Source organism: Rhizobium sp. BK376 (assembly GCF_004341625.1).
GTDB lineage: Bacteria > Pseudomonadota > Alphaproteobacteria > Rhizobiales > Rhizobiaceae > Rhizobium.
This window is the reverse complement of sequence record NZ_SLZG01000004.1, coordinates 192,272-215,879: the sequence shown is the minus strand read 5'-3', so window position 1 is coordinate 215,879 and position 23,608 is coordinate 192,272. Positions and strand designations below refer to the sequence as shown.

General features: G+C 61.1%; 24 protein-coding genes. 21 read left to right on the top strand and 3 right to left on the bottom strand.

Going from position 1 to position 23,608, the window contains the following annotated elements:
- Positions 1–41: 41 nt before the first annotated feature.
- Both EV561_RS13095 and hemC read right to left on the bottom strand, forming a co-directional pair.
- Positions 42–770 (bottom strand): uroporphyrinogen-III synthase, encoded by a 729-nt coding sequence (locus tag EV561_RS13095; protein WP_132522077.1) that lies wholly within the window; start codon positions 768–770, stop codon positions 42–44.
- A 5-nt stretch (positions 771–775) separates the two neighbouring features.
- Positions 776–1,705 carry a hydroxymethylbilane synthase gene (hemC, locus tag EV561_RS13090; protein WP_132522075.1) on the bottom strand — a complete coding sequence of 310 codons (930 nt, stop codon included), beginning with the start codon at positions 1,703–1,705 and terminating at the stop codon, positions 776–778.
- A gap of 73 nt (positions 1,706–1,778) precedes the next feature.
- Here hemC and tsaD point away from each other — a divergent pair, with 73 nt between their 5' ends.
- The 5 genes from tsaD to EV561_RS13065 all read left to right on the top strand — a co-directional run bounded on the left by tsaD (position 1,779) and on the right by EV561_RS13065 (position 5,342).
- On the top strand, positions 1,779–2,876 hold the full coding sequence (gene tsaD, locus EV561_RS13085) for a tRNA (adenosine(37)-N6)-threonylcarbamoyltransferase complex transferase subunit TsaD (RefSeq protein ID WP_132522073.1): 1,098 nt from the start codon (positions 1,779–1,781) through the stop codon (positions 2,874–2,876).
- Complete coding sequence (locus EV561_RS13080) at positions 2,873–3,862, top strand: NAD(P)H-dependent glycerol-3-phosphate dehydrogenase (RefSeq protein WP_132522071.1); 990 nt, start codon at positions 2,873–2,875, stop codon at positions 3,860–3,862. Before tsaD ends, EV561_RS13080 begins: the two co-directional genes overlap by 4 nt.
- A 29-nt stretch (positions 3,863–3,891) precedes the next feature.
- Positions 3,892–4,185, top strand: a complete 294-nt coding sequence (locus EV561_RS13075; RefSeq protein WP_132522069.1) for a YciI-like protein — start codon at positions 3,892–3,894, stop codon at positions 4,183–4,185.
- Positions 4,186–4,188: 3 nt separating this feature from the next.
- On the top strand, positions 4,189–4,620 hold the full coding sequence (locus EV561_RS13070; protein ID WP_132522067.1) for an EVE domain-containing protein: 432 nt from the start codon (positions 4,189–4,191) through the stop codon (positions 4,618–4,620).
- 71 nt (positions 4,621–4,691) lie between these two features.
- On the top strand, positions 4,692–5,342 hold the full coding sequence (locus tag EV561_RS13065) for a methyltransferase (protein WP_132522065.1): 651 nt from the start codon (positions 4,692–4,694) through the stop codon (positions 5,340–5,342).
- Here the strand turns inward: EV561_RS13065 and EV561_RS13060 are convergent, their stop codons facing one another.
- A complete protein-coding gene (locus EV561_RS13060; RefSeq protein ID WP_132522063.1) occupies positions 5,343–6,035 on the bottom strand; it encodes a hypothetical protein in 693 nt (230 codons plus the stop codon).
- Positions 6,036–6,341: 306 nt separating this feature from the next.
- Between EV561_RS13060 and sdhC the strand changes: the two genes are divergently transcribed.
- From sdhC to lpdA, 16 genes are all read left to right on the top strand, one after another.
- On the top strand, positions 6,342–6,737 hold the full coding sequence (gene sdhC / locus EV561_RS13055; RefSeq protein WP_132522061.1) for a succinate dehydrogenase, cytochrome b556 subunit: 396 nt from the start codon (positions 6,342–6,344) through the stop codon (positions 6,735–6,737).
- Between the two features lie 13 nt (positions 6,738–6,750).
- Positions 6,751–7,131 carry a succinate dehydrogenase, hydrophobic membrane anchor protein gene (gene sdhD / locus EV561_RS13050; RefSeq protein WP_132522059.1) on the top strand — a complete coding sequence of 127 codons (381 nt, stop codon included), beginning with the start codon at positions 6,751–6,753 and terminating at the stop codon, positions 7,129–7,131.
- Positions 7,132–7,138: 7 nt separating this feature from the next.
- Complete coding sequence (sdhA, locus tag EV561_RS13045) at positions 7,139–8,995, top strand: succinate dehydrogenase flavoprotein subunit (protein ID WP_132522057.1); 1,857 nt, start codon at positions 7,139–7,141, stop codon at positions 8,993–8,995.
- A gap of 18 nt (positions 8,996–9,013) precedes the next feature.
- Entirely contained in the window at positions 9,014–9,793 is a 780-nt protein-coding gene (locus EV561_RS13040; protein ID WP_132522055.1) for a succinate dehydrogenase iron-sulfur subunit, read from the top strand.
- Positions 9,794–9,810: 17 nt separating this feature from the next.
- Positions 9,811–10,635, top strand: coding sequence for a nucleotidyltransferase domain-containing protein (locus tag EV561_RS13035; protein WP_132522053.1), 825 nt, complete (start codon positions 9,811–9,813; stop codon positions 10,633–10,635).
- Positions 10,636–10,820: 185 nt separating this feature from the next.
- On the top strand, positions 10,821–11,342 hold the full coding sequence (locus EV561_RS13030; RefSeq protein WP_132522051.1) for a protease inhibitor Inh/omp19 family protein: 522 nt from the start codon (positions 10,821–10,823) through the stop codon (positions 11,340–11,342).
- Between the two features lie 58 nt (positions 11,343–11,400).
- The gene (gene zapE, locus EV561_RS13025) at positions 11,401–12,564 is read left to right on the top strand and encodes a cell division protein ZapE (protein ID WP_132522049.1); all 1,164 of its coding nucleotides are present in this window, start codon (positions 11,401–11,403) and stop codon (positions 12,562–12,564) included.
- A gap of 175 nt (positions 12,565–12,739) precedes the next feature.
- Positions 12,740–13,702: a malate dehydrogenase gene (gene mdh, locus EV561_RS13020; protein WP_132522047.1), complete on the top strand. Its 963-nt coding sequence runs from the start codon at positions 12,740–12,742 to the stop codon at positions 13,700–13,702.
- Between the two features lie 37 nt (positions 13,703–13,739).
- The gene (gene sucC, locus EV561_RS13015) at positions 13,740–14,933 is read left to right on the top strand and encodes an ADP-forming succinate--CoA ligase subunit beta (protein WP_132522045.1); all 1,194 of its coding nucleotides are present in this window, start codon (positions 13,740–13,742) and stop codon (positions 14,931–14,933) included.
- Between the two features lie 18 nt (positions 14,934–14,951).
- Positions 14,952–15,854 (top strand): succinate--CoA ligase subunit alpha, encoded by a 903-nt coding sequence (sucD, locus tag EV561_RS13010; protein WP_132522043.1) that lies wholly within the window; start codon positions 14,952–14,954, stop codon positions 15,852–15,854.
- A gap of 260 nt (positions 15,855–16,114) precedes the next feature.
- Entirely contained in the window at positions 16,115–19,099 is a 2,985-nt protein-coding gene (locus EV561_RS13005; RefSeq protein WP_132522041.1) for a 2-oxoglutarate dehydrogenase E1 component, read from the top strand.
- A gap of 12 nt (positions 19,100–19,111) precedes the next feature.
- Entirely contained in the window at positions 19,112–19,438 is a 327-nt protein-coding gene (locus EV561_RS13000; protein ID WP_132522039.1) for a YciI family protein, read from the top strand.
- 26 nt (positions 19,439–19,464) lie between these two features.
- The gene (odhB, locus tag EV561_RS12995) at positions 19,465–20,724 is read left to right on the top strand and encodes a 2-oxoglutarate dehydrogenase complex dihydrolipoyllysine-residue succinyltransferase (protein WP_132522037.1); all 1,260 of its coding nucleotides are present in this window, start codon (positions 19,465–19,467) and stop codon (positions 20,722–20,724) included.
- Positions 20,725–20,778: 54 nt separating this feature from the next.
- Positions 20,779–21,168, top strand: a complete 390-nt coding sequence (locus EV561_RS12990) for an MAPEG family protein (RefSeq protein ID WP_132522035.1) — start codon at positions 20,779–20,781, stop codon at positions 21,166–21,168.
- A gap of 9 nt (positions 21,169–21,177) precedes the next feature.
- Positions 21,178–21,933: an SDR family oxidoreductase gene (locus EV561_RS12985; RefSeq protein WP_132522033.1), complete on the top strand. Its 756-nt coding sequence runs from the start codon at positions 21,178–21,180 to the stop codon at positions 21,931–21,933.
- A gap of 177 nt (positions 21,934–22,110) precedes the next feature.
- Positions 22,111–23,517 carry a dihydrolipoyl dehydrogenase gene (lpdA, locus tag EV561_RS12980; RefSeq protein ID WP_132522031.1) on the top strand — a complete coding sequence of 469 codons (1,407 nt, stop codon included), beginning with the start codon at positions 22,111–22,113 and terminating at the stop codon, positions 23,515–23,517.
- Positions 23,518–23,608: the final 91 nt, after the last annotated feature.

Sequence of the window (23,608 nt, the reverse complement as noted above, 5' to 3'; positions counted from 1 at the left end):
TGAAGCCCATTATGGAAAGAGGTTAGATGAAATTTGGGCAGTCAGCGGCGGCGGAGTAATTCCAAAAGGCTGTCCTCATCGGGATTTGCGGCAATTTTCGTGTTTTCGCGCAAGAGATCGGGAACGGCGTCTGCAATCGCTGCACTCAGGCAGAAGAATCTTGTCCCGGTCAGTGAATTTCCGTGCGCCTGGAGGAACGGAAGAGCGAAGAAACGTTCGGCGCTATGGCGGGAATAGAGAAGGACCGCGTCAGCACCATCACCGAGAAAGATGCTGCGGAGTTTAGCGTCCTCGGGCTCCTCGTCCTTCATCACGTAGCATTCGACCGCGTGGAACGGGATGCCAAGCTCGGTCAGCCTTGCCTCAAAGCCCGGCGCGCGGGGAGATCCGGCCATGTAGAGAAGAGGCGCGTTCGACAGAACGGAGCGATGCGCTGAAATCAGTTCGGCAAGTTCTGCGCCGCTTGCTTCCGAATGGCAGACATCGGCGAAGCCTGCGTTTCGCGCTTCCTCAGCCGTCGCCTTGCCGACCGCAAAAAGCGGGCGCGAAAGATGGGATGAGACTGTCGGGGCCAGCCGCTGGATCACCCGGATCGCTTCGGCGCTGGTAACAGCAATCGCACCCTGCGATCGCGTCAGCGCATCGGCAATGCTCGCGACTTGGTGGACCGGCCGGGTCAGCGGCAGAAGAACGGGCTGATGTCCCAGCTCTTTCAGCCGTACTGCCGTGCGCTCGGCGGAATGCGCGGGACGGGTGACGACCACGCGCATGCCGCTCAGCTCCAGTCTGAGAAGAAGGTGCTGCCCGCCTGTTCGCGGATCGCCTGGCCGGCATTGGTGCCGAGCGCTTCGGCATCGCGGCAGTGGCCCTCGATCGTGATCGTGTGCACCTTGCTGCCATCGGGCGTCAGGATCATGCCGAAGAAGCGGATATGGTCACCCTCGCAGACGGCATAGCCGGCAATCGGGGTGCGGCAGGAACCGTCCAGTGCGGCAAGGAAGCCGCGTTCGCAGGAAACGGTGTGATGGGTCGGCACGTCATTGATGGCAGACAGCAGCGCGTCGGTGCGCTCGTCGCCGGCACGGCTTTCGATGGCGATGGCGCCCTGCGCCGGAGCCGGCGGGAATTCGTCGGGATCGAGGATATCTGTCAGCACTTCGACCTTGCCGAGCCGCTTCAGACCGGCGAGTGCCAGCAGCGTCGCATCGACCTGGCCTTCGCCCAGCTTGCGCAGCCGCGTCTCGACGGCGCCGCGGAAGGTGACGACCTTGATATCGGGCCGCAGGCGACGGATCAGCGCCTGCCGGCGCAAGGAGGCGGAACCGACGGTGGCTCCATGCGGCAGTTCGAGCAGCTTTGGCGCCGTGCGTCCGATGACCACGTCGCGAATATCCTCGCGGGGCAGAAAGGCGGAGAGATAGAGGCCTTCGGGCAGTTTTGTCGCCATATCCTTGGCGGAGTGGACAGCAAGGTCGAGATCTCCGGAGAGAAGCTTCAGCTCCAGCTCTTGTGTGAAGAGACCCTTGCCCCCAATTTCTGCGAGCGAGCGATCGGTGATCCGGTCGCCCGTCGTTGTCATGACGACGATTTCGAACATTTCTTCCGGCAGGCCGTGGGCCGCCATCAGCCGATCGCGGGCCTCGTGCGCCTGCGCCAGCGCCAGTGGGCTGCCGCGCGTACCGATCCGGAAAGGTTTTGTTTGCATCCGCTTTGATCCGTTGTTACCGACAGTTCTCGTAAACAGGTTTCCATATCACCGCAATCAACGAACAGGCTCCATGGCTCCCTTTCTTCGCATACTCGGCATCGAAACAAGCTGCGACGAGACCGCCGCTGCCGTGGTCGAGCGCGGGCAGGATGGAAGCTCCACCGTACTCTCCGACGTTGTTCTGAGCCAGCTTGACGAACATAGTGCCTATGGCGGCGTCGTGCCCGAGATTGCGGCGCGGGCCCATGTCGAGGCGCTTGATACGCTGATCGAAGAGGCACTGAAACGTGCCAATGTGTCGCTTTCCGATGTGGACGCCATTGCGGCAACCTCCGGCCCCGGCCTGATCGGCGGGCTGCTCGTCGGCTTGATGACCGGGAAGGCGATCGCGCGCGCGGCCGGCAAGCCGCTCTACGCCGTCAATCATCTGGAAGGCCACGCGCTGACGGCACGGCTGACGGATGGTCTCTCCTTTCCCTATCTGATGCTGCTCGTGTCAGGCGGCCATACGCAGCTCATCCTCGTGCGCGGAGTCGGCGATTATGAGCGCTGGGGCACGACGATCGACGATGCGCTCGGCGAAGCCTTCGACAAGACGGCGAAGCTGCTTGGCCTGCCTTATCCCGGTGGACCCGCCGTCGAGGAGGCGGCAAAGACCGGCAATCCCGATCGCTTCGATTTCCCGCGGCCGCTGGTGGGCGAGGCGCGGCTTGATTTTTCCTTCTCCGGCCTGAAGACGGCGGTGCGCCAGGCGGCGACCGAGATCGCGCCTTTGACGCAGCAGGATATCGCCGACATCTGCGCCTCCTTCCAGAAAGCGGTGTCGCGCACGCTGAAGGACCGGATTGGCCGCGGGCTTCAGCGCTTCAAACGAGAATTTCCGCATCTCGGCGAGATGCCGGCGCTGGTCGTCGCAGGTGGCGTTGCGGCTAACCTTGAACTGCGGGCGACGCTGCAGGATCTCTGCAGCGTCAACGGTTTCCGCTTCATCGCGCCGCCGCTTCGTCTTTGCACCGACAATGCCGTCATGATTGCCTGGGCAGGGCTCGAGCGCATGGCGACGGGTGCTGCTGCCGACGATCTCGACGTACAGCCACGGTCGCGCTGGCCGCTCGATTCCAAGGCCGAGACGCTGCTGGGCTACGGCAAACGAGGTGCGAAGGCATGAGTGAAGGTGAGCGCATTGCCGTTATCGGAGCCGGGGCATTTGGCACGGCGCTTGCGGCCGTCATCGCGCTGACCGGCCGCCACTCGGTGACGCTCATCGGCCGAGACCCCGAGTTGATTGCCGATCTCAGGGCCGAGGGCCTGCACGAGGCCGCACTGCCCGGCATTCAATTGCCGGATTCGCTCAATTATTCGGCCGAGCCGGATGTGCTGCAGGATGCCGGCATCGTGCTTTTCGTCATGCCTTCCCAGGCTCAGGCGGACGCTGCACGGCATTATGGTCCTTATCTTCACAAGGACGCGATCGTCGTCACCTGCGCCAAGGGGATCGACCGCGTCTCCGGCGATATATTGACCGATATGCTGGAGCGCGAACTGCCGGACCATGCCATAGCAGTGCTTTCCGGTCCCGGCTTTGCGACGGATATTGCCAGGGGATTGCCGACGGCGATGGCGATCGCGGCCGCAGATATGCCTGTGGCTGAGCGTCTCGCGCAGGCGATTTCGGGTCGCACCTTCCGCCTTTATGCCTCCTCCGACCGGATCGGGGTGCAGCTCGGCGGAGCGCTCAAGAATGTGCTGGCGATTGCCTGCGGCATCGTCGAGGGCGGCGGCATCGGGGATTCGGCCCGTGCGGCACTGATCAGCCGCGGACTTGCGGAAATGTCCCGTTTCATCGTCGCCAAGGGCGGCAAGGCGGAAACCGCGCGCGGCCTCTCGGGGCTCGGCGATCTCGTGCTCACGGCAACCAGCCACCAGTCGCGCAATCTGCGTTTCGGCATCGCGCTTGGTCGCGGCGAGACGGTCGACCCCGCGCATGGGACGCTTGTCGAGGGCGCGCTTGCGGCTTCCGTCGCCTCGCGGCTGGCGGAAAAGCTTGATGTCAGCATGCCGATCACGGATGCGGTTACCGCAATCATCGAAGGCTCGCTCGCTATTCCTGACGCCATCGAGCAGCTGATGACACGGCCGATCACCACGGAATGATTTTTTTGATTTCGGAAGGAGAATGAAGAATGCTTTTTGCCTTTGTCTGCAAGGATAAGCCCGGCCACCTTCAAGTGCGCATGGACACACGCCCCGCGCATGTCGAGCACCTGAACAAGCTCAACGCCGAGGGTACGCTCAAGATGGCGGGTCCGTTCCTGGATGCAGAGGGCAAACCGAACGGCAGCCTCGTCATCGTCAATGCCGATTCGATCGAGGCCGCCAAGGCGCTCGCCGATGCCGACCCCTATACCAAGGCCGGGCTTTTCGAGAGCGTGGAGATCAAGCCATTCAACTGGGTCTTCAACAATCCGGAGGCATGAGCGATGGCGCATTGGCTCTATAAATCCGAGCCCTCTTCCTGGTCCTGGCAGCAGCAGAAGGACGCTGGCGAGAAGGGGACCGAGTGGACCGGTGTTCGCAACTATCTCGCCCGCAACAACATGCGAGCGATGAAGATCGGCGACAAGGGTTTCTTCTATCATTCCAACGATGGGCTAGAGATCGTCGGCATTGTCGAGGTCTGCGCGCTGTCGCATCCCGATTCGAGTGCCAAGGGCGATCCCAAGTGGGACTGCGTCGATATCCGCGCCGTGCGCGACATGCCGCAGCCGGTGACGCTCAAGGACGTGAAAGCAAACCCGAAGCTTGAGAAAATGGCGCTGGTCACGTCGATGCGCCTTTCGGTACAGCCTGTGACGGGCGAGGAATGGGCCGAGGTCTGTCGCATGGGCGGACTGGATAATCCGCCTGTCTAGCTTTTTGATTGAACGCAATTCCTGGCGGAAAGCCGCTTTGCACTTTTCCCGGATTTGCAATCGAGGATGATTTGAAAACCGATCCGGAGAGCTTCATCCGCGCCAATACCAGCCTGATGGCTCCGCCGCATGTGCCGGAGATCAGGCTCTATCTGGCGAGCGAAGCGCATGATCTCTGGCTGAAGACGGAGGACGAGCTTCAGGAAATCGGTCTGCCGCCGCCGTTCTGGGCTTTCGCCTGGGCCGGCGGGCAGGGGCTCGCCCGCTACATCCTCGATCACCCTGATATGGTCAGGGGCAGGCGGGTTCTCGATTTTGCCAGCGGTTCCGGTCTGGTCGCGATCGCCGCCCGGCTTTCGGGCGCGGCTGAGGTCATCGCCGCTGATATCGACCCCTGGGCCGAAACCGCCGTGCGCCTGAATGCCGCCGCAAATAGCGTGGCGATCGAATTTACCTCGGACGATCTTCTCGGCGGGCGCGTCGATGCCGATATCGTGCTGGCCGGCGACGTCTTCTACGACCGAGATTTCGCGGATCGAATCATTCCGTGGTTCAGGACGCTTGCGCAACAGGGCAAGCCTGTTCTGGTTGGCGATCCCGGAAGGGCCTATCTTCCGAAAGATCGCCTGGAAGCCTGCGCAACCTACGCGGTGCCTGTCACCCGCGCGCTCGAAGACAGCGAGGTCAAGAAGACCACGGTCTGGCGTTTTTTAGCCGAGTAATTACCTCGCCCTGATCACGCAGACGCCGTTTTCATGCGAGCAGGGATCGCCGGCTCTCGCCGTATCGATGATCTTTGCTCCCGGATGCGGGTCGGTCACCTGGTCCGGCCCGCCGCCGGCATAGCCGTAGCCGGTGACGTAGGTGCCGCCATCAGCGCGATAGACATCGTTCGAGCCGGCATAGTTGTTGCTGATGAGATCGGTGTCGGCGCGGTCGCTCAATATGACGACCACGCCGCTGCCGCGGTTGGTGATGACGCCTGAGGACGATGAAAGCGTCATCAGGTGATTGGGACCGACGCGGCGGTTGGCCCACCAGCCGCGATTATTCCAACCGCGATTGTTCCAGCCGAAACCCTTGTTCCAGCCACGGTTATTCCAGCCACGATTGTTCCAGGCAAAACCGTTATTGCCGAAAACACCGCGATTGCGGAAACCGTTGCGCCGGTCTTGAAAGCCGCCGCGCCCGAAGCGGCCGCGGTCGGCAAACTGGAACCGGCGGCCCGGATCGAAGTTGCGATGAAATCCATTGCGATTGCCCGCAAAGGAACCATGGAAGGAACCGGGGAAGACGCGCGAGTGGAAACCGCGACCACCTCCGCGCCAATCGGCGGCTGAAACCGGCAGAGCGAACGAAAATGCAGCGACCATCGCAAGCACGAGCAGGCCTGCCTTCGAAATACGCGCAAACATCGCCTCACACTCCTTACTCTTAACAAATCATTAAGAGAGTGCCGCAAAGGGGGCGTCAAGTCCATGTGAAGATGGCGGAAATCGGCGGAATAGTTAACGCGTTTAACCTTACCTGAACTGATCGCGGATAAGCTCCTGTAAACTCGAATCGATTAAATTCCGAGCAGGCATCAATTGTGCTTGTAGATGGGCGCTTGGGTCATTAAACGTCGCAATTGATGCAACGCACACAGAAATTTGTCATTCGTGTGTTGCCCCCCGGGTTCGCCCGAGATTGAAATCGCATCGTAACGCCGCGAGGTTCTGATGGCGAACGTCACACAAAACCGGCCCCTGTCGCCGCACCTACAAATCTACAAGCCCATTCCCACCATGGTCATGTCGATCGTTCACCGAATCACCGGTGGCGCTCTTTATTTCGGCACTGTGCTGGTTGCCTGGTGGCTGATTGCCGCTGCCACGGGGCAGGCCTATTTCGACCTAGTCAACTGGATCATGGGCTCGATCATCGGCCGCCTGGTCCTGCTCGGCTATACCTGGGCGCTGCTGCACCACATGCTCGGCGGCTTCCGCCACTTCATGTGGGATCTCGGCTACGGCTTCGAGAAGGAATTCTCCACGAAAATGGCCAAGGCGACGATCATCGGTTCGCTCTGTCTTACCGTCCTCGTCTGGGCTATCGGCCTCGCTGTCCGCTTCTGAAGGTTAGGTTTCCATGGATATGCGCACCCCTTTGGGTAAAGTCCGCGGCCTTGGCTCCGCCAAGGAAGGCACGGACCATTTCTGGCGCCAGCGGCTGACTGCAGTCGCCAACGTGCCGCTCATCATTTTCTTCGTCATTTTCCTCATGATCTATGCCGGCGCACCCTATGCCGACGTGGTCCATGCGCTGTCGAACCCGTTCGTGTCGGTCATCATGGGTCTGATGGTCATTTCCGGCGTCATTCACATGAAGCTCGGCATGCAGGTCATCATCGAAGACTATGTGCATGGCGAATTCGGCAAGATCGCTCTCCTGATGCTCAACACGTTCTTTGCGATCATCGTCGCTGGGCTCTGTCTCTTCGCCATTCTGAAGATCGCATTCGTAGGATAACAGCATCATGGCTCCGAATTCATCCGCTCAGAATGGGCCCGCTCAGAACGGGAAAGCCTATCAGTACGTCGATCACTCCTATGACGTGATCGTCGTCGGCGCCGGCGGCGCCGGGCTTCGCGCCACGCTCGGCATGGCCGAACAGGGCTTCCGCACCGCCTGCATCACCAAGGTCTTCCCGACCCGCTCGCACACGGTTGCGGCACAGGGCGGCATCGCCGCTTCGCTGCGCAACATGACGCCCGACAGCTGGCAGTGGCACCTCTACGACACCGTCAAGGGTTCCGACTGGCTCGGCGACGTCGACGCCATGCAGTACCTGACCATGGAAGCGCCGAAGGCCGTTTACGAACTGGAACATTACGGCGTTCCCTTCTCTCGTAACGAGGAAGGCAAGATCTACCAGCGCCCGTTCGGCGGCCACATGCAGAATTACGGCGAAGGCCCGCCGGTTCAGCGCACCTGCGCCGTTGCCGACCGTACCGGCCACGCCATCCTGCACACGCTCTATGGCCAGTCGCTGCGCAACAACGCCGAATTCTTCATCGAATATTTCGCACTCGACCTGATCATGTCGGAAGACGGCAGCCGCTGCACCGGCGTCGTCGCCTGGTGCCTGGATGACGGCACGATCCATCGCTTCGCCGCCAAGATGGTGGTGCTGGCGACCGGCGGCTACGGCCGCGCCTATTTCTCCGCCACTTCGGCCCACACCTGCACCGGCGACGGCGGCGGCATGGTTGCCCGTGCCGGCCTGCCGCTGCAGGACATGGAATTCGTGCAGTTCCATCCGACCGGCATCTACGGCTCCGGCTGTCTCATCACGGAAGGCGCGCGCGGCGAAGGCGGCTATCTCGTCAACTCCGAGGGCGAGCGCTTCATGGAGCGTTATGCGCCGTCGGCCAAGGACCTCGCCTCGCGCGACGTCGTCTCGCGCTGCATGACGCTGGAAATCCGCGAGGGCCGCGGCGTCGGCAAGAACAAGGACCACATCTTCTTGCATCTCGACCATCTCGATCCAGCCGTTCTGCATGAGCGCCTGCCGGGCATTTCCGAGAGCGCCAAGATCTTCGCCGGCGTCGACGTGACCCGCGAGCCGATCCCGGTTCTGCCGACCGTCCACTACAATATGGGTGGCATTCCGACCAACTATTGGGGCGAAGTGCTGAACGCCGACAGCTCCAATCCGGAGCGGATCATTCCAGGCCTGATGGCCGTCGGCGAAGCCGGCTGCGCCTCGGTGCACGGCGCAAACCGCCTCGGCTCCAATTCGCTGATCGACCTTGTGGTCTTCGGTCGCGCCGCCGCGATCCGCGCCGGCGAGGTCATCGACCGCGCGGCACCCATCCCGCATCTGAACGTTGCCGCCTGCGACAAGATCATGGACCGCTTCGATGGCCTGCGTCACGCCAGTGGCGGTACGCCGACGGCCGTGCTGCGCGAGAAGATGCAGCGGGCGATGCAGGAAGACGCAGCCGTCTTCCGCACGCAGGAATCGCTGGAATCGGGTTGCCGCCGCCTTTCTGAAATCTGGGGCGAGATGAAGGACATCAAGGTCACCGACCGCTCGATGATCTGGAACTCCGACCTCGTTGAGACGCTCGAGCTTCAGAACCTGATGGCGAATGCGATCACGACGATCTACGGCGCCGAAGCCCGCAAGGAAAGCCGCGGCTCGCACGCTCGCGAGGACTATACCGAAGGCAAGTTCGCCGGACGCGACGACGACAATTGGCGCAAGCACACGCTTGCCTGGGTCAACGACGCCGGCGACGTGAAGCTCGACTATCGCCCGGTTCATACCGAACTGATCGCCGAAGGCATCGATCCGCACAAGATCGAGCCCAAGGCTCGCGTCTATTGATCGCTAGAGGAACCGGACATGGTTGAACTCGCTCTTCCCAAGAACTCTCAGGTCCGCCCGGGCAAGGTCTGGCCGAAGCCGCAGGGTGCCAAGAACACTCGCGAATTTCGCGTCTATCGCTGGAGCCCGGATGATGGCCAGAACCCGTCGATCGACACATTCTACATCGATGTCGATGATTGCGGCCCGATGGTGCTCGACGGTCTGCTCTACATCAAGAACAAGATCGATCCGACGCTGACGCTGCGCCGCTCCTGTCGCGAAGGCATTTGCGGTTCCTGCGCGATGAACATCGACGGCACCAACACGCTGGCTTGCACCAAGGGCTTGGACGATATCAAGGGTGCGGTGAAGATCTATCCGCTGCCGCATCTGCCTGTGGTCAAGGACCTCGTGCCCGATCTCACCAACTTCTATGCCCAACACCGCTCTATCGAGCCCTGGCTGAAGACGGTGTCGCCGGCGCCGGCCAAGGAATGGAAGCAGAGCCATGAGGACCGCGCCAAGCTCGACGGCCTCTACGAGTGCATCCTCTGCGCCTGCTGCTCGACCTCCTGTCCGAGCTACTGGTGGAACGGTGATCGCTATCTCGGTCCGGCCGTTCTGCTGCAGGCCTATCGCTGGCTGATCGATAGCCGCGACGAAGCGACCGGCGAACGCCTCGACAATCTCGAGGATCCCTTCCGCCTCTATCGCTGCCACACGATCATGAACTGCGCGCAGACCTGCCCCAAGGGCCTCAACCCGGCAAAGGCGATCGCGGAGATCAAGAAGATGATGGTCGAGCGCCGCGTTTAAGCAAGATGTACCAAGAGATGAATGGGATTTCGGCGACGGGGCTTGACAGTTTCGATCCGCAAGCCGTCGCCGAGATCCGAACCCGGCTCGATTCCGTTCGCGCCGAAGGCGTTCGTATCGGCTTTGCCATTGAAAGTGGCAGCCGGGCATGGGGTTTTCCCTCGCCCGACAGCGACTATGACTGCCGGTTCGTTTACATCCGCCCGACGCGGGATCACCTGCATCTTGTTTCGTACCGTGATGTCATCGAATTTCCGATCGTCGGCGATATCGATACGGGCGGCTGGGATCTACGCAAGGCGTTGCTTCTGGCGTTGAAGGGCAATGCAGTTTTGGTCGAATGGATTAAATCTCCCATAGTCTACGAGGAGGAGCCGGGATTTCGGGCGCGTCTTTCTGTATTGCTGGGTGAGATCATGCTGCCGAGCAAGGTTGCGGAGCACTATATCGGCCTGCTGCGCCAGCAATGGCAGCCGGTGGATCCCGCAGGCGCTAAGCTGAAGAAGCTTCTCTATGCGGTAAGACCGGCTGTCGCGCTGGAGTGGATGCGTCAAACCGGGTTTTCGCGACTGCCGCCGATGAACCTCATCGAGTGTCTGGCAGAGACCGATATCGAGCCCTCGCTTAAGACCGCCATTCTCGATCTCATCGAAGTCAAGAAGCTTACCCGGGAGATGGGTGAAGGCGCCGTGCCTGATGGAATTGCACTTTTCGTCGGACGGACGATGGAGCGTTTCGCGAAGCATCCCATGAAAGCCGAGAGGGATGTGGCGAGGGAGGAAACCGCTCATCAGCTTGCCGATGCGTTCTATCAGGAGGAAATCCTGCAGGTGAAACAGTAATGTTCGGATCGAAAAGTCTTGATTTGTGCAAAAATGCGCCAAATTTGTCCCATGCTTTTCCGATTATCCTGCCTTGGTACAAATTCTCCTAGCGTCGACTTGATTCAATTGGGCCTTTCACGATAATTCGGCCGTGATTGCGCGCCAGCTTCAGCTCAAGGCCAGGAAATCTCAGGAGTGTGATGATGCAATTGAAATATGCTGCGGTGGCTGCGGTCGTCGGTCTCTCGCTCGCTGGGTGCCAACGCACCGAATATAGTTCTTCCAATTATTCGCCACCTCCTCTCCAGGCTGCACCCGTTCCTTCCGTTCAAGCCGGTCAGCTCCCGGATCCCAGCGCCTCGCAGTTCCCGGCAGCGCCGACGACGACTGCGCCAGCGCCCGGCGGCGTGCAGCAGCAGAACACGCAGCTTGCCTCGGCAGCGCAGGATGTCACGAAGGAATCCATGGTCGGCAGCTGGAAGGTCAGCAACGGCGGTTCCAGCTGTGACATGTTCCTGACCCTCACCAATCTCGGCAGCGGTTCGCGCGGCGGCACGCGTGGCTGTGTCGGTCCGCTGACGGCTATGGGCTCCTGGGAAGTCTCCGGCAAGCAGGTCCTGCTGAAGGACCGCGACGGCAACACGCTCGGCACGCTCTATAAGACTGCGGATTCCCGCTTCGACGGCTCGACGTCCGCCGGCCAGACGATAAGCCTCAGCCGATAAACGGGCAGGCGGCTGCACGGCCGCCCCTTACTTACGACAGACAGGCGGATGTTTCCCCATGCAGCCCATGCCTGATTATTCCATCAGCGTCAGCGAACACTTGAAGTCGCTGACGGCGTCGGGTTCCCTCCAGGTCGACGCGGCGCAGATGGATGTGGCGAAATCCCTGGATCGCGTTCTCTCCCATCTCAAGCAGAAGCGACCGGCTGCGAAATCCAGCGCTCTCGGCTGGCTTTTCGCGGCAAAGAAGAAGCCGGCGGAGGTGGCGAAGGGCCTCTATATCCACGGCAGCGTCGGGCGCGGCAAGACCATGTTGATGGACATGTTCTTTTCAATGGCGCCCTGCGCCAAGAAACGCCGTGCTCATTTCCATGAGTTCATGGCCGATGTGCATAACCGTATCGCGGCGCACCGCCTGAAGTTCAAGAACGGCGAGACGAAGCAGGCCGACCCCGTGCCGCCCGTCGCCGCCGATCTGTTCGCCCAGGCGGAGTTGCTGTGCTTCGATGAATTCTCGGTCACCGACATCGCCGATGCGATGATCCTGTCGCGGCTGTTTTCGGAGCTCTTTTCGCTGGGCTGCGTGCTCGTCGCGACCTCGAACGTCGAGCCTGACAATCTCTACAAGGATGGCCTGAACCGTGGCCTCTTCCTGCCGTTCATCGACCTCCTGAAGCGGTATGTCGACATCGTTTCCCTGGATTCACCGACGGATTACCGGATGGAGAAGCTCAACAGCCAGCCGGTCTATCTGACGCCGCTCAATCGGCGCAACGACATGGCGATGGATGCGACCTGGGCGCATGCGCTTGCCGGCCGCAAGGCTTCGCCGACAGAGATCCCGATGAAGGGCCGCTCCATCCACGTGCCGCTCGCCGTCGATCGGATGGCGCGGTTCTCGTTTGAGGATCTATGCGACAAGCCGCTCGGCGCTGCCGACTTCCTGGCGATCGCCGACCGTTTCGACACGATCTTTCTCGATCGCGTGCCGAAGATGGGGGCGGATAAGCGTAATCAGATCAAGCGCTTCATCATTCTTGTCGACACGCTCTACGATCATTCCGTTCGCCTCTATATATCGGCGGAGGCAATGCCGGAGGAGCTTCTGATTGAGCGGCGCGGCACCGAAGGCTTCGAATTCGATCGCACCGCTTCACGGCTTTTTGAAATGCGCAGCGCCGAATATTTGTCACAGACTCATGCTAGACGAGCAGCTGAGTAACGATTTGTTGAGACTTTGTCTTACGTTTACGTAAGAATTTTGATATCTAACCGATTGAATTTGCTCGCCCAAAAATAATCAATTGCCATTTTTTGACTTTGGGTCTATGCGATTGGCGGCAGTGATCGAGGCTAAAACTGTCGATCATGGATTTGACCGCAAAGGATTTACCGAAATGGCGCGCAATAAGATCGCTCTCATTGGTTCTGGCATGATTGGTGGCACGCTGGCGCATCTCGCCGGCCTGAAGGAACTCGGCGACATCGTCCTGTTCGATATCGCTGACGGCATCCCCCAGGGCAAGGGCCTCGATATCGCTCAGTCTTCGCCGGTCGAAGGTTTCGACGCGAACCTCACCGGTGCCAGCGACTATTCCGCCATCGAAGGCGCCGATGTCTGCATCGTCACTGCAGGTGTTGCCCGCAAGCCCGGCATGAGCCGCGACGACCTTCTCGGTATCAACCTCAAAGTCATGGAGCAGGTCGGCGCCGGCATCAAGAAGTATGCCCCGAACGCTTTCGTCATCTGCATCACCAACCCGCTCGACGCCATGGTCTGGGCGCTGCAGAAGTTCTCGGGCCTCCCGGCCAACAAGGTCGTCGGCATGGCCGGCGTTCTCGACAGCTCGCGCTTCCGCCTCTTCCTCTCGCAGGAATTCAACGTTTCCGTCCAGGACGTCACGGCATTCGTTCTCGGCGGCCACGGCGACACGATGGTTCCGCTTGCGCGCTACTCGACCGTCGGCGGCATTCCGCTGACCGACCTCGTCACCATGGGCTGGGTCACCAAGGAACGCCTCGAAGAAATCATCCAGCGCACTCGTGATGGCGGCGCGGAAATCGTCGGCCTGCTGAAGACCGGCTCGGCCTACTACGCACCGGCTGCTTCCGCGATCGAAATGGCCGAATCCTACCTCAAGGACAAGAAGCGCGTTCTGCCCTGCGCCGCTCACCTCGACGGCCAGTACGGCGTCAAGGATATGTATGTCGGTGTTCCGACCGTCATCGGTGCCGGCGGTATCGAGCGCATCATCGAGATCGACCTGAACAAGACCGAGAAGGAAGCCTTCGACAAGTCCGTCGCTGCTGTCGCCGGTCTTTGCGAAGCCTGCATCAACATCGCGCCGTCCCTCAAGTAATCTGGCGCTCAAGTAATCGAAACAGGGATCTTCCCAAATGAACATTCACGAATATCAGGCCAAGGCCCTGCTCAAGGGTTACGGCGCACCGGTCGCTGAAGGCGTGGCTATCCTCAAGGTCGAGGAAGCCGAAGCTGCCGCCAAGTCGCTCCCAGGTCCGCTTTACGTGGTCAAGAGCCAGATCCATGCCGGTGGTCGCGGCAAGGGCAAGTTCAAGGAACTCGGCCCTGATGCCAAGGGCGGCGTTCGTCTCGCCAAGTCGATCGACGAAGTCGTGGCCCATGCCAAGGAGATGCTCGGCAACACGCTGGTAACTGCCCAGACCGGCCCTGCCGGCAAGCAGGTCAACCGCCTCTACATCGAAGACGGCGCTGACATCGAGCGTGAGCTTTACTGCTCGCTCCTGGTCGACCGTTCGGTTGGCAAGGTTGCCTTCGTCGTTTCGACCGAAGGCGGCATGGACATCGAAGCTGTCGCCCACGACACGCCGGAGAAGATCCACACGATCGCCATCAACCCGGAAGCCGGTGTAACCGCTGACGACGTTGCCAAGATCGCCAAGGCTCTGGAACTGACCGGTGCAGCAGCCGAAGATGCGAAGTCGCTCTTCCCGGCGCTTTACAAGGCGTTCGGCGAAAAGGACATGGCTCTCCTCGAAGTCAACCCGCTGATCGTCATGAAGAACGGCCACCTGCGCGTTCTCGACGCCAAGATGTCCTTCGACGGCAACGCGCTCTTCCGCCACGACGACGTCAAGACGCTGCGTGACGAGACCGAAGAAGACGCCAAGGAAATCGAAGCCTCCAAGTGGGACCTCGCTTACGTTGCCCTCGACGGCAACATCGGCTGCATGGTCAACGGCGCAGGTCTTGCCATGGCGACGATGGACATCATCAAGCTTTACGGCAAGGAGCCGGCGAACTTCTGTGACGTCGGCGGCGGCGCCGGCAAGGAGAAGGTTGCTGCAGCCTTCAAGATCATCACCGCGGACCCGAAGGTCGAGGGCATCCTCGTCAACATCTTCGGTGGCATCATGAAGTGCGACGTCATCGCTGAAGGCGTCATCGCCGCGGTGAAGGAAGTCGGCCTCAAGGTTCCGCTCGTCGTGCGCCTCGAAGGCACCAATGTCGAGCTCGGCAAGAAGATCCTGAACGAATCGGGTCTCGCGATCACGGCAGCTGACGACTTGGACGATGCGGCCAAGAAGATCGTCGCGGCGATCAACGGCTAATTTGAAGGATCTGAAAGAATGTCCATTCTCGTCAATAAGAATACCAAGGTCCTCGTTCAGGGCCTGACCGGCAAGACCGGCACGTTCCACACGGAACAGGCCCTTGCTTATTACGGCACCCAGATGGTCGGCGGTATCCACCCGAAGAAGGGCGGCGAAACCTGGACCGGCTCCAAGGGCGAAACCCTGCCGATCTTCGCGACCGTTGCCGAAGCCAAGGAAAAGACCGGCGCCGACGCGTCCGTCATCTACGTTCCGCCGGCTGGTGCAGCAGATGCGATCATCGAGGCGATCGACGCCGAGATCCCGTTCATCACCTGCATCACCGAAGGCATCCCGGTCATGGACATGGTCCGCGTCAAGGCTCGCCTCGACCGCTCCAAGTCTCGCCTGCTCGGCCCGAACTGCCCGGGCATCCTGACGCCGGAAGAATGCAAGATCGGCATCATGCCGGGCTCGATCTTCCGCAAGGGTTCGGTCGGTATCGTTTCCCGTTCGGGCACGCTGACCTACGAAGCTGTCTTCCAGACTTCGAACGAAGGTCTCGGCCAGACGACGGCTGTCGGCATCGGCGGCGACCCGGTCAAGGGCACCGAGTTCATCGACGTGCTCGAAATGTTCCTCGCTGACGAAGCCACGACCTCGATCATCATGATCGGCGAAATCGGCGGCTCGGCTGAAGAAGATGCAGCCCAGTTCCTCAAGGACGAAGCCAAGAAGGGCCGCAAGAAGCCGATGGCCGGCTTCATCGCTGGCCGTACCGCTCCGAAGGGCCGCACCATGGGCCACGCCGGCGCTGTCGTTTCCGGCGGCAAGGGCGATGCGGAATCCAAGATCGCTGCCATGGAATCGGCAGGCATCAAGGTGTCTCCTTCCCCGGCACGCCTCGGCAAGACGCTGGTTGAAGTCCTCAAGGGCTGATCCGACTTATTAAACCGGGCGAGGAGCGGCATCTGCACCTCGCCCGGTCCATTCGTTCAAGAGCAGATGCGCCGCGGACAGGCGGCAATGAAGCAATTCCAGCAAAGCTGCGCAGCGGTTTTGTCCGGAATTGCGAAAAATCGGGAAGATAGGAGCGTTTCGCGAGAAAAGCGCAAACGGTCCAGAGAATGCGGTAGCCGGCAATGCGACCGGCGGATTCATCGAAGTCAGGAGGCGGACGGAAGCGTCCGCATATCGCCATGGCACGGCAAGAAGCCAACGAACAGTTTCAGATCACTTCGTTTCTGGATGGCGCCAACGCTGCCTATATCGAGCAGCTCTACGCGCGCTACGAGGAAGATCCCACATCGGTAGACGATCAGTGGCGGACCTTCTTCAAGGCTCTGGAAGATAATCCCGACGATGTGAAGAAGGCGGCCAAGGGCGCGTCCTGGCAGCGCAAGAACTGGCCGATCCCGGCACGGGGCGATCTCGTATCGGCCCTCGACGGCGATTGGGGCATTGTCGAGAAGGTTGTCGAAACCAAGCTGAAGGCGAAGGCCGAGGCTGCAGGCACCCCCGCCAGCGCGACCGACGTGCTGCAGGCGACCCGCGATTCGGTTCGCGCCATCATGATGATCCGCGCCTATCGCATGCGTGGTCACCTGCATGCCAAGCTCGATCCGCTCGGCATCGCGGCCCCGGTCGAAGATTATCACGAGCTGTCGCCGGAAAATTACGGCTTCACGTCCGCCGATTACGATCGCAAGATCTTCATCGACAACGTGCTCGGTCTTGAATACGCGACCATCCGGGAGATGATCGAGATTCTCGAGCGCACCTATTGCTCGACGCTCGGCGTCGAGTTCATGCACATGTCCAACCCGGAAGAGAAGTCCTGGATCCAGGAGCGCATCGAAGGGCCGGACAAGGGTGTTGCCTTCAGCCCCGAGGGCAAGAAGGCCATCCTGCAGAAGCTGGTCGAAGCCGAAGGCTACGAGCAGTTCCTCGACGTTCGCTTCAAGGGCACCAAGCGCTTCGGTCTCGACGGCGGTGAATCGCTGATCCCGGCGCTGGAGCAGATCCTCAAGCGCGGCGGTTCGCTCGGCCTGCGTGAAGCCGTATTCGGCATGGCCCATCGCGGCCGCCTGAACGTGCTCTCCCAGGTCATGGGCAAGCCGCACCGCGCCATCTTCCACGAGTTCAAGGGCGGCTCCTACGCACCTGACGAAGTCGAAGGTTCTGGTGACGTCAAGTATCACCTGGGCGCCTCGTCCGATCGCGAATTCGACGGCAACAAGATCCACGTGTCGCTGACGGCAAACCCGTCGCACCTGGAAATCGTCGATCCTGTCGTCATGGGCAAGGCTCGCGCCAAGCAGGACATGGGCGCAACCGTCTGGGACGGCGACACCATTCCGCTGTCCGAGCGCGCCAAGGTTCTGCCGCTGCTGATCCATGGCGATGCGGCCTTTGCCGGCCAGGGCGTTATCGCTGAAATTCTCGGCCTGTCGGGCCTGCGCGGCCATCGCGTCGCCGGCACGATGCATGTGATCATCAACAACCAGATCGGTTTCACCACCAATCCGGCCTTCTCGCGTTCGTCGCCTTATCCGTCCGACGTCGCGAAGATGATCGAAGCGCCGATCCTGCATGTCAACGGCGACGATCCGGAAGCGGTCGTCTACGCTGCCAAGATCGCCATGGAATTTCGTATGAAGTTCCACAAGCCTGTCGTCCTCGACATGTTTTGCTACCGTCGATACGGCCACAATGAAGGCGATGAGCCGTCTTTCACGCAGCCGAAGATGTACAAGGTCATTCGTGGTCACAAGACGGTGCTGCAGATCTATGCCGATCGTCTGGTGGGCGAAGGCCATATCAGCGAAGGCGAAGTCGAAAAGCTGAAGGCTGACTGGCGCGCGCATCTCGAACAGGAGTTCGAGGCTGGCCAGCACTACAAGCCGAACAAGGCCGACTGGCTTGATGGCGAGTGGTCCGGCTTGCGCGCTGCCGACAATGCGGACGAACAGCGTCGCGGCAAGACCGCCGTCCCGATGAAGCAGCTGAAGGAGATCGGCCGGAAGCTTTCGGAAATCCCGGCAGGTTTCAACGCCCACCGCACGATCCAGCGCTTCATGGAAAACCGTGCCGGCATGATCGCGACCGGCGAAGGTCTCGACTGGGCCATGGCAGAGGCGCTTGCTTTTGGCGCGCTTGTCACGGAAGGCCACAAGATTCGTCTCTCGGGCCAGGATTGTGAACGCGGTACGTTCTCGCAACGTCATTCGGTTCTCTACGATCAGGAAACTGAAGAGCGCTATATCCCGCTCGCAAACCTGTCGCCGACGCAGGCCCGCTACGAAGTCATCAACTCGATGCTGTCTGAAGAAGCCGTACTCGGCTTCGAATACGGCTATTCGCTGGCCCGTCCGAACGCGCTGACCCTCTGGGAAGCTCAGTTCGGCGACTTTGCCAACGGTGCGCAGGTCGTGTTCGACCAGTTCATCTCCTCGGGCGAACGCAAGTGGTTGCGCATGTCCGGTCTCGTCTGCCTTCTGCCGCATGGCTATGAAGGCCAGGGCCCGGAACACTCTTCGGCCCGTCTGGAGCGCTACCTCCAGCTCTGCGCGGAAGACAACATGCAGGTCGCCAACGTCACGACGCCGGCGAACTACTTCCACATCCTGCGCCGTCAGTTGAAGCGTGATTTCCGCAAGCCGCTGATCCTGATGACGCCGAAGTCGCTGCTGCGCCACAAGCGCGCCGTATCGAGCCTTGCCGAACTCGCCGGCGAATCCTCGTTCCACCGCCTGCTGTGGGACGACGCCGAGGTGATCAAGGACGGCCCGATCAAGCTGCAGAAGGATGCCAAGATCCGCCGCGTCGTCATGTGCACCGGCAAGGTCTATTACGACCTTCTGGAAGAGCGCGAAAAGCGCGGCATCGACGATGTTTACCTGCTGCGCATCGAGCAGCTCTATCCGTTCCCGGCCAAGGCGCTCATCAACGAGCTCAGCCGCTTCCGCAACGCGGAAATGGTCTGGTGCCAGGAAGAGCCGAAGAACATGGGCGCATGGTCCTTCATCGATCCTTATCTGGAATGGGTGCTTGCCCATATCGATGCCAAGTACCAGCGGGTTCGCTACACCGGCCGTCCGGCCGCCGCCTCTCCGGCGACGGGCCTGATGTCCAAGCATCTGGCGCAGCTCGCCGCATTCCTCGAGGATGCGCTCGGCGGTTAAGGAGTTGGCGCGATGGCTTATTTTCATCTGAAATTGACGCCACCGCGCCCCAGCTTCCCGCATGATGCGACCGCTGAAGAGATGGCCGCCATGCAACGTCACGCCGCCTACTGGCGGCAGAATGCAGAGACCGGGATGGCGATCGCCGTCGGCCCGGTCTTCGAAAGAGAAGGCGCATGGGGGATGGCAATCATCGAAGTCGCTGATGCCGACGCTGCCAAGGCGGTCGGCGATGCCGATCCCGTGATCCTTGCAGGTATCGGTTTCCGCTTCGACGTTTCGCCCATTCCTTCGATCATTCTCCGGCAAGCTTCTGCCGGAGCGCCGTCCAACTCATAACGATCAAAAAATTCAGGATTTGAACAATGGCCACAGAAATCCGCGTTCCAACCCTCGGCGAGTCCGTCAGTGAAGCGACCGTTGGTACCTGGTTCAAGAAGGTCGGCGATGTCGTCAAGGCCGACGAGCCGCTCCTCGAGCTTGAAACCGACAAGGTGACGATCGAAGTGCCGGCTCCTTCTGCCGGAACGCTTTCGGAAATCGTTGCGCAGGCTGGCGAAACGGTCGGTCTCGGCGCACTGCTCGGCCAGATCGCCGAAGGTGCCGGCGCTACCGCCGCACCCGCCGCTGCAAAGGTTGCCGAAACTGTCGGCGCTGCTGCTCCGGCCGCTGCCGCAGCTCCTGCTGCGCCCGTCGTTTCTGCTCCAGCTCCGGCTGCTTCCTCCATGCCGCCGGCTCCGGCTGCTGCCAAGCTGCTTGCTGAAAGCAACCTCTCGGTCGATCAGGTCGACGGCAGCGGCAAGCGTGGCCAGGTCCTGAAGGGTGACGTGATCGCTGCCGTTGCCAAGGGCATTGCGGCTCCTGTCGCAGCCGCACCGGCTGCAGCTCCGGTCGCCGCCCGCGGCCCGTCGACGGTCGAAGACGCAGGGCGCGAAGAGCGCGTCAAGATGACCCGCCTGCGCCAGACGATCGCCAAGCGCCTGAAGGACGCCCAGAACACCGCCGCCATGCTCACCACCTACAACGAGGTGGACATGAAGGCCGTGATGGACCTGCGCGCCAAGTACAAGGACGTCTTCGAAAAGAAGCATGGCGTCAAGCTCGGCTTCATGGGCTTCTTCACCAAGGCCGTGACCCATGCGCTGAAGGAACTGCCGGCCGTCAACGCCGAGATCGACGGCACCGACCTGATCTACAAGAACTACTGCCATATCGGCATGGCCGTCGGCACCGACAAGGGCCTCGTCGTTCCGATCATCCGCGATGCAGACCAGATGTCGATCGCCGAGATCGAAAAGGACCTCGGCCGTCTCGCCAAGGCTGCCCGTGATGGCACGCTGTCGATGGCCGACATGCAGGGCGGCACCTTCACCATCACCAATGGCGGTGTCTACGGTTCGCTGATGTCCTCGCCGATCCTGAATGCGCCGCAGTCGGGCATTCTCGGCATGCACAAGATCCAGGACCGTCCTGTTGTCGTCGGCGGCCAGATCGTCATCCGCCCGATGATGTATCTCGCGCTCTCCTACGACCACCGTATCGTCGACGGCAAGGAAGCGGTTACCTTCCTCGTCCGCGTCAAGGAAAGCCTGGAAGATCCGGAACGTCTGGTTCTCGATCTCTAAGAACGGTGCAGGGCCGCCACGAGCGGCCCTTTCTGCCATTCCGGGGCATTCTCCATGTCGTTCGAACTGACCTATCTCCTGTGGAGCACGGCGCTGGCCTTCATCTACATGATGGTCCAGGCGAGCGTCTATCGCCTCCAGTCGGGCGTGGCGGAGGCCAATTCGACGCGTGATGACGAGCCGGAACCCAATCTCCTGACGGGGCGCGCGACCCGCGCATTTCGCAATTTTCAGGAAACATATCCTGTTTTCATTGCGCTTACGGTTGTCGCTGTCGCCGCGGGACGGGCTGATGCCTTGACCCATTGGGGCATCCTGTTGTGGTTCTGGGCGCGGCTTGCCTATTTGCCCGCCTATCTCCTCGGTCTCAGCCCCTGGCGTTCGTTGATCTGGGCGGTTTCGTTGACAGGTCTCGTCCTGATGTTCGTTGGCGTTTTGCGGTGAGGATGGAAGATGAGCGATAATTCTCCGGTACTTCTGGTCACGGGCGGCAGCCGCGGCATCGGGGCTGCGATCTGCATCGGCGCGGCGCGCCAGGGCTGGCGTGTGGTTGTCAATTACGCCTCGAACAAGCAAGCCGCCGATCAGGTGGTCGACGCGGTCCGTGCGGCCGGTAGCGATGCCATCGCGATTGCGGGCGATGTCGGTGATGTTGCCGGGATCGCTTCGATATTCGAGGCCGCCGACCGCCATTTCGGCCGGCTTGACGGGCTCGTCAACAATGCCGGGATCGTCGATATGGTGCAGCGCGTCGACCAGATGTCGCCGGAGCGGCTCGACCGGATGTTCCGCATCAACATCACCGGCTCGATCCTCTGCGCCAAGGAAGCCGTGCTTCGCATGTCGACGCGCCACGGCGGCAAGGGCGGCTCGATCGTCAATATCTCTTCCATGGCCGCGATCTTCGGTGGCCCCGGCCAATATGTCGATTACGCGGCCTCCAAGGGTGCGATCGATACGTTCACGATCGGCCTTGCGCGTGAGGTGGTCGCGGAGGGAATTCGGGTCAACTGCATTCGCCCCGGTATTATCGACACTGACATCCATGCGTCCGGTGGACTGCCGGATCGCGTCCGGGACCTCGGGCCAACGCTGCCGATGGGCCGGGTCGGTACGTCGGAGGAAGTCGCCGACGCCGTGCTCTACCTGCTGTCTCCATCCGCTTCCTATATAACCGGCTCGATCCTCAATGTGAGCGGCGGCCGATAGGGGTAGACATGCAGTCGTTTCGATCCTCTTCATCGTCAGGCCGTTGCGCGAGCGTTTCAGCGCCGGACGACAGTTCACCCGTATTTCCCGGTGCGGCTTCGGCCTGCTCCGGTTTCCGTTTGGCGCTTGAGCGCGCCGCCGATTAATTGGACGCCTTCAAAAAAAGGAAATTAAACAATGTCCTATGATGTGATTGTTATCGGAACCGGCCCCGGCGGCTATGTCTGCGCCATCAAGGCGGCACAGCTCGGCCTCAAGGTCGCGGTCGTGGAAAAGCGCACGACCTTCGGCGGCACCTGCCTGAACATCGGCTGCATTCCGTCGAAGGCGCTGCTGCATGCTTCCGAGATGTTCCATCAGGCCGGTCACGGCATGGATGCGCTCGGTATCGAAGTCGGCGCACCGACGCTCAATCTTTCCAAGATGATGGCGCACAAGGATGCGACGGTGAAGTCCAACGTCGATGGCGTCGCCTTCCTGTTCAAGAAGAACAAGATCGACAGCTTCATCGGCACGGGCAAGATCGTCGCGGCCGGCAAGGTTTCCGTAACCGCCGAAGACGGCAAGGTCCAGGAAATCGAGGGCAAGAATATCGTCATCGCCACCGGCTCCGACGTTGCAGGCATTCCCGGCGTTCCGGTCGAAGTCGATGAGAAGGTCATCATCTCGTCGACCGGCGGTATCGCGCTCGACAAGGTTCCCGGCAGCATGATCGTGGTCGGCGGCGGCGTCATCGGCCTCGAGCTCGGCTCGGTCTGGTCGCGCCTCGGCGCCAAGGTCACCGTTGTCGAATATCTCGACACCATCCTCGGCGGCATGGACGGCGAAGTGTCGAAGCAGACCCAGCGCCTGCTCGCCAAGCAGGGCCTCGAATTCCATCTCGGCGCCAAGGTGACCGGTGTTGAAAAGTCCGGCGCCGGCGCGAAGGTGACGTTCGAGCCGGTCAAGGGCGGCGACAAGGTCGTGCTTGATGCCGATGTCGTGCTGATCTCCACCGGCCGCAAGCCCTACACATCAGGCCTCGGCCTTGAAGAAGCCGGCGTGAAGCTGGACAACCGCGGTCGCGTGGAAATAGACGGCCATTTCAAGACCAATGTCGCCGGCATCTATGCGATCGGCGACGTGGTCAAGGGCCCGATGCTGGCGCACAAGGCTGAAGATGAAGGTGTGGCGCTTGCCGAAATCTTGGCCGGCCAGGCTGGCCATGTGAACTACGATGTCATTCCCGCTGTCGTCTACACGCAGCCGGAAGTGGCTTCCGTCGGCAAGACCGAGGAAGAGCTGAAGGCCGCAGGCATCGCCTACAAGGTCGGCAAGTTCCCCTTCACCGCCAACGGCCGCGCTCGCGCGATGCTTGCGACGGATGGCTTCGTGAAGATCCTGGCCGACAAGGAAACCGACAAGGTTCTCGGCGGCCATATCGTCGGCTTCGGCGCCGGCGAGATGATCCACGAGATCACCGTCCTGATGGAATTCAGCGGTTCGTCGGAAGATCTCGGCCGCACCTGCCACGCGCACCCGACCATGTCGGAAGCGGTGAAGGAAGCTGCGATGGCAGCTACGTTCAAGCCGATCCATATGTGATTCGTCTCGGGAGCCGCAGCACCGGTTGCGGCTCCCCACCAGAGAGTGCCAATACGCATTGTCGCAGCCTCACAATAGGCCAAGCAGGGGA

What these genes read in the sequence shown, in the direction of transcription:
- sdhC (WP_132522061.1), top strand. Translation starts at nt 6,342, where the DNA reads ATGGCGAACGTCACACAAAACCGGCCCCTGTCGCCGCACCTACAAATC.
- sdhA (WP_132522057.1), top strand. Translation starts at nt 7,139, where the DNA reads ATGGCTCCGAATTCATCCGCTCAGAATGGGCCCGCTCAGAACGGGAAA.
- EV561_RS13040 (WP_132522055.1), top strand. Translation starts at nt 9,014, where the DNA reads ATGGTTGAACTCGCTCTTCCCAAGAACTCTCAGGTCCGCCCGGGCAAG.
- odhB (WP_132522037.1), top strand. Translation starts at nt 19,465, where the DNA reads ATGGCCACAGAAATCCGCGTTCCAACCCTCGGCGAGTCCGTCAGTGAA.
- tsaD (WP_132522073.1), top strand. Translation starts at nt 1,779, where the DNA reads ATGGCTCCCTTTCTTCGCATACTCGGCATCGAAACAAGCTGCGACGAG.
- EV561_RS13060 (WP_132522063.1), bottom strand. Translation starts at nt 6,035, where the DNA reads ATGTTTGCGCGTATTTCGAAGGCAGGCCTGCTCGTGCTTGCGATGGTC.
- EV561_RS13070 (WP_132522067.1), top strand. Translation starts at nt 4,189, where the DNA reads ATGGCGCATTGGCTCTATAAATCCGAGCCCTCTTCCTGGTCCTGGCAG.
- EV561_RS13000 (WP_132522039.1), top strand. Translation starts at nt 19,112, where the DNA reads ATGGCTTATTTTCATCTGAAATTGACGCCACCGCGCCCCAGCTTCCCG.
- EV561_RS13030 (WP_132522051.1), top strand. Translation starts at nt 10,821, where the DNA reads ATGCAATTGAAATATGCTGCGGTGGCTGCGGTCGTCGGTCTCTCGCTC.
- hemC (WP_132522075.1), bottom strand. Translation starts at nt 1,705, where the DNA reads ATGCAAACAAAACCTTTCCGGATCGGTACGCGCGGCAGCCCACTGGCG.
- zapE (WP_132522049.1), top strand. Translation starts at nt 11,401, where the DNA reads ATGCAGCCCATGCCTGATTATTCCATCAGCGTCAGCGAACACTTGAAG.
- EV561_RS13095 (WP_132522077.1), bottom strand. Translation starts at nt 770, where the DNA reads ATGCGCGTGGTCGTCACCCGTCCCGCGCATTCCGCCGAGCGCACGGCA.
- EV561_RS12985 (WP_132522033.1), top strand. Translation starts at nt 21,178, where the DNA reads ATGAGCGATAATTCTCCGGTACTTCTGGTCACGGGCGGCAGCCGCGGC.
- lpdA (WP_132522031.1), top strand. Translation starts at nt 22,111, where the DNA reads ATGTCCTATGATGTGATTGTTATCGGAACCGGCCCCGGCGGCTATGTC.
- EV561_RS13035 (WP_132522053.1), top strand. Translation starts at nt 9,811, where the DNA reads ATGAATGGGATTTCGGCGACGGGGCTTGACAGTTTCGATCCGCAAGCC.
- EV561_RS13075 (WP_132522069.1), top strand. Translation starts at nt 3,892, where the DNA reads ATGCTTTTTGCCTTTGTCTGCAAGGATAAGCCCGGCCACCTTCAAGTG.
- mdh (WP_132522047.1), top strand. Translation starts at nt 12,740, where the DNA reads ATGGCGCGCAATAAGATCGCTCTCATTGGTTCTGGCATGATTGGTGGC.
- sucD (WP_132522043.1), top strand. Translation starts at nt 14,952, where the DNA reads ATGTCCATTCTCGTCAATAAGAATACCAAGGTCCTCGTTCAGGGCCTG.
- sucC (WP_132522045.1), top strand. Translation starts at nt 13,740, where the DNA reads ATGAACATTCACGAATATCAGGCCAAGGCCCTGCTCAAGGGTTACGGC.
- EV561_RS12990 (WP_132522035.1), top strand. Translation starts at nt 20,779, where the DNA reads ATGTCGTTCGAACTGACCTATCTCCTGTGGAGCACGGCGCTGGCCTTC.
- EV561_RS13005 (WP_132522041.1), top strand. Translation starts at nt 16,115, where the DNA reads ATGGCACGGCAAGAAGCCAACGAACAGTTTCAGATCACTTCGTTTCTG.
- sdhD (WP_132522059.1), top strand. Translation starts at nt 6,751, where the DNA reads ATGGATATGCGCACCCCTTTGGGTAAAGTCCGCGGCCTTGGCTCCGCC.
- EV561_RS13080 (WP_132522071.1), top strand. Translation starts at nt 2,873, where the DNA reads ATGAGTGAAGGTGAGCGCATTGCCGTTATCGGAGCCGGGGCATTTGGC.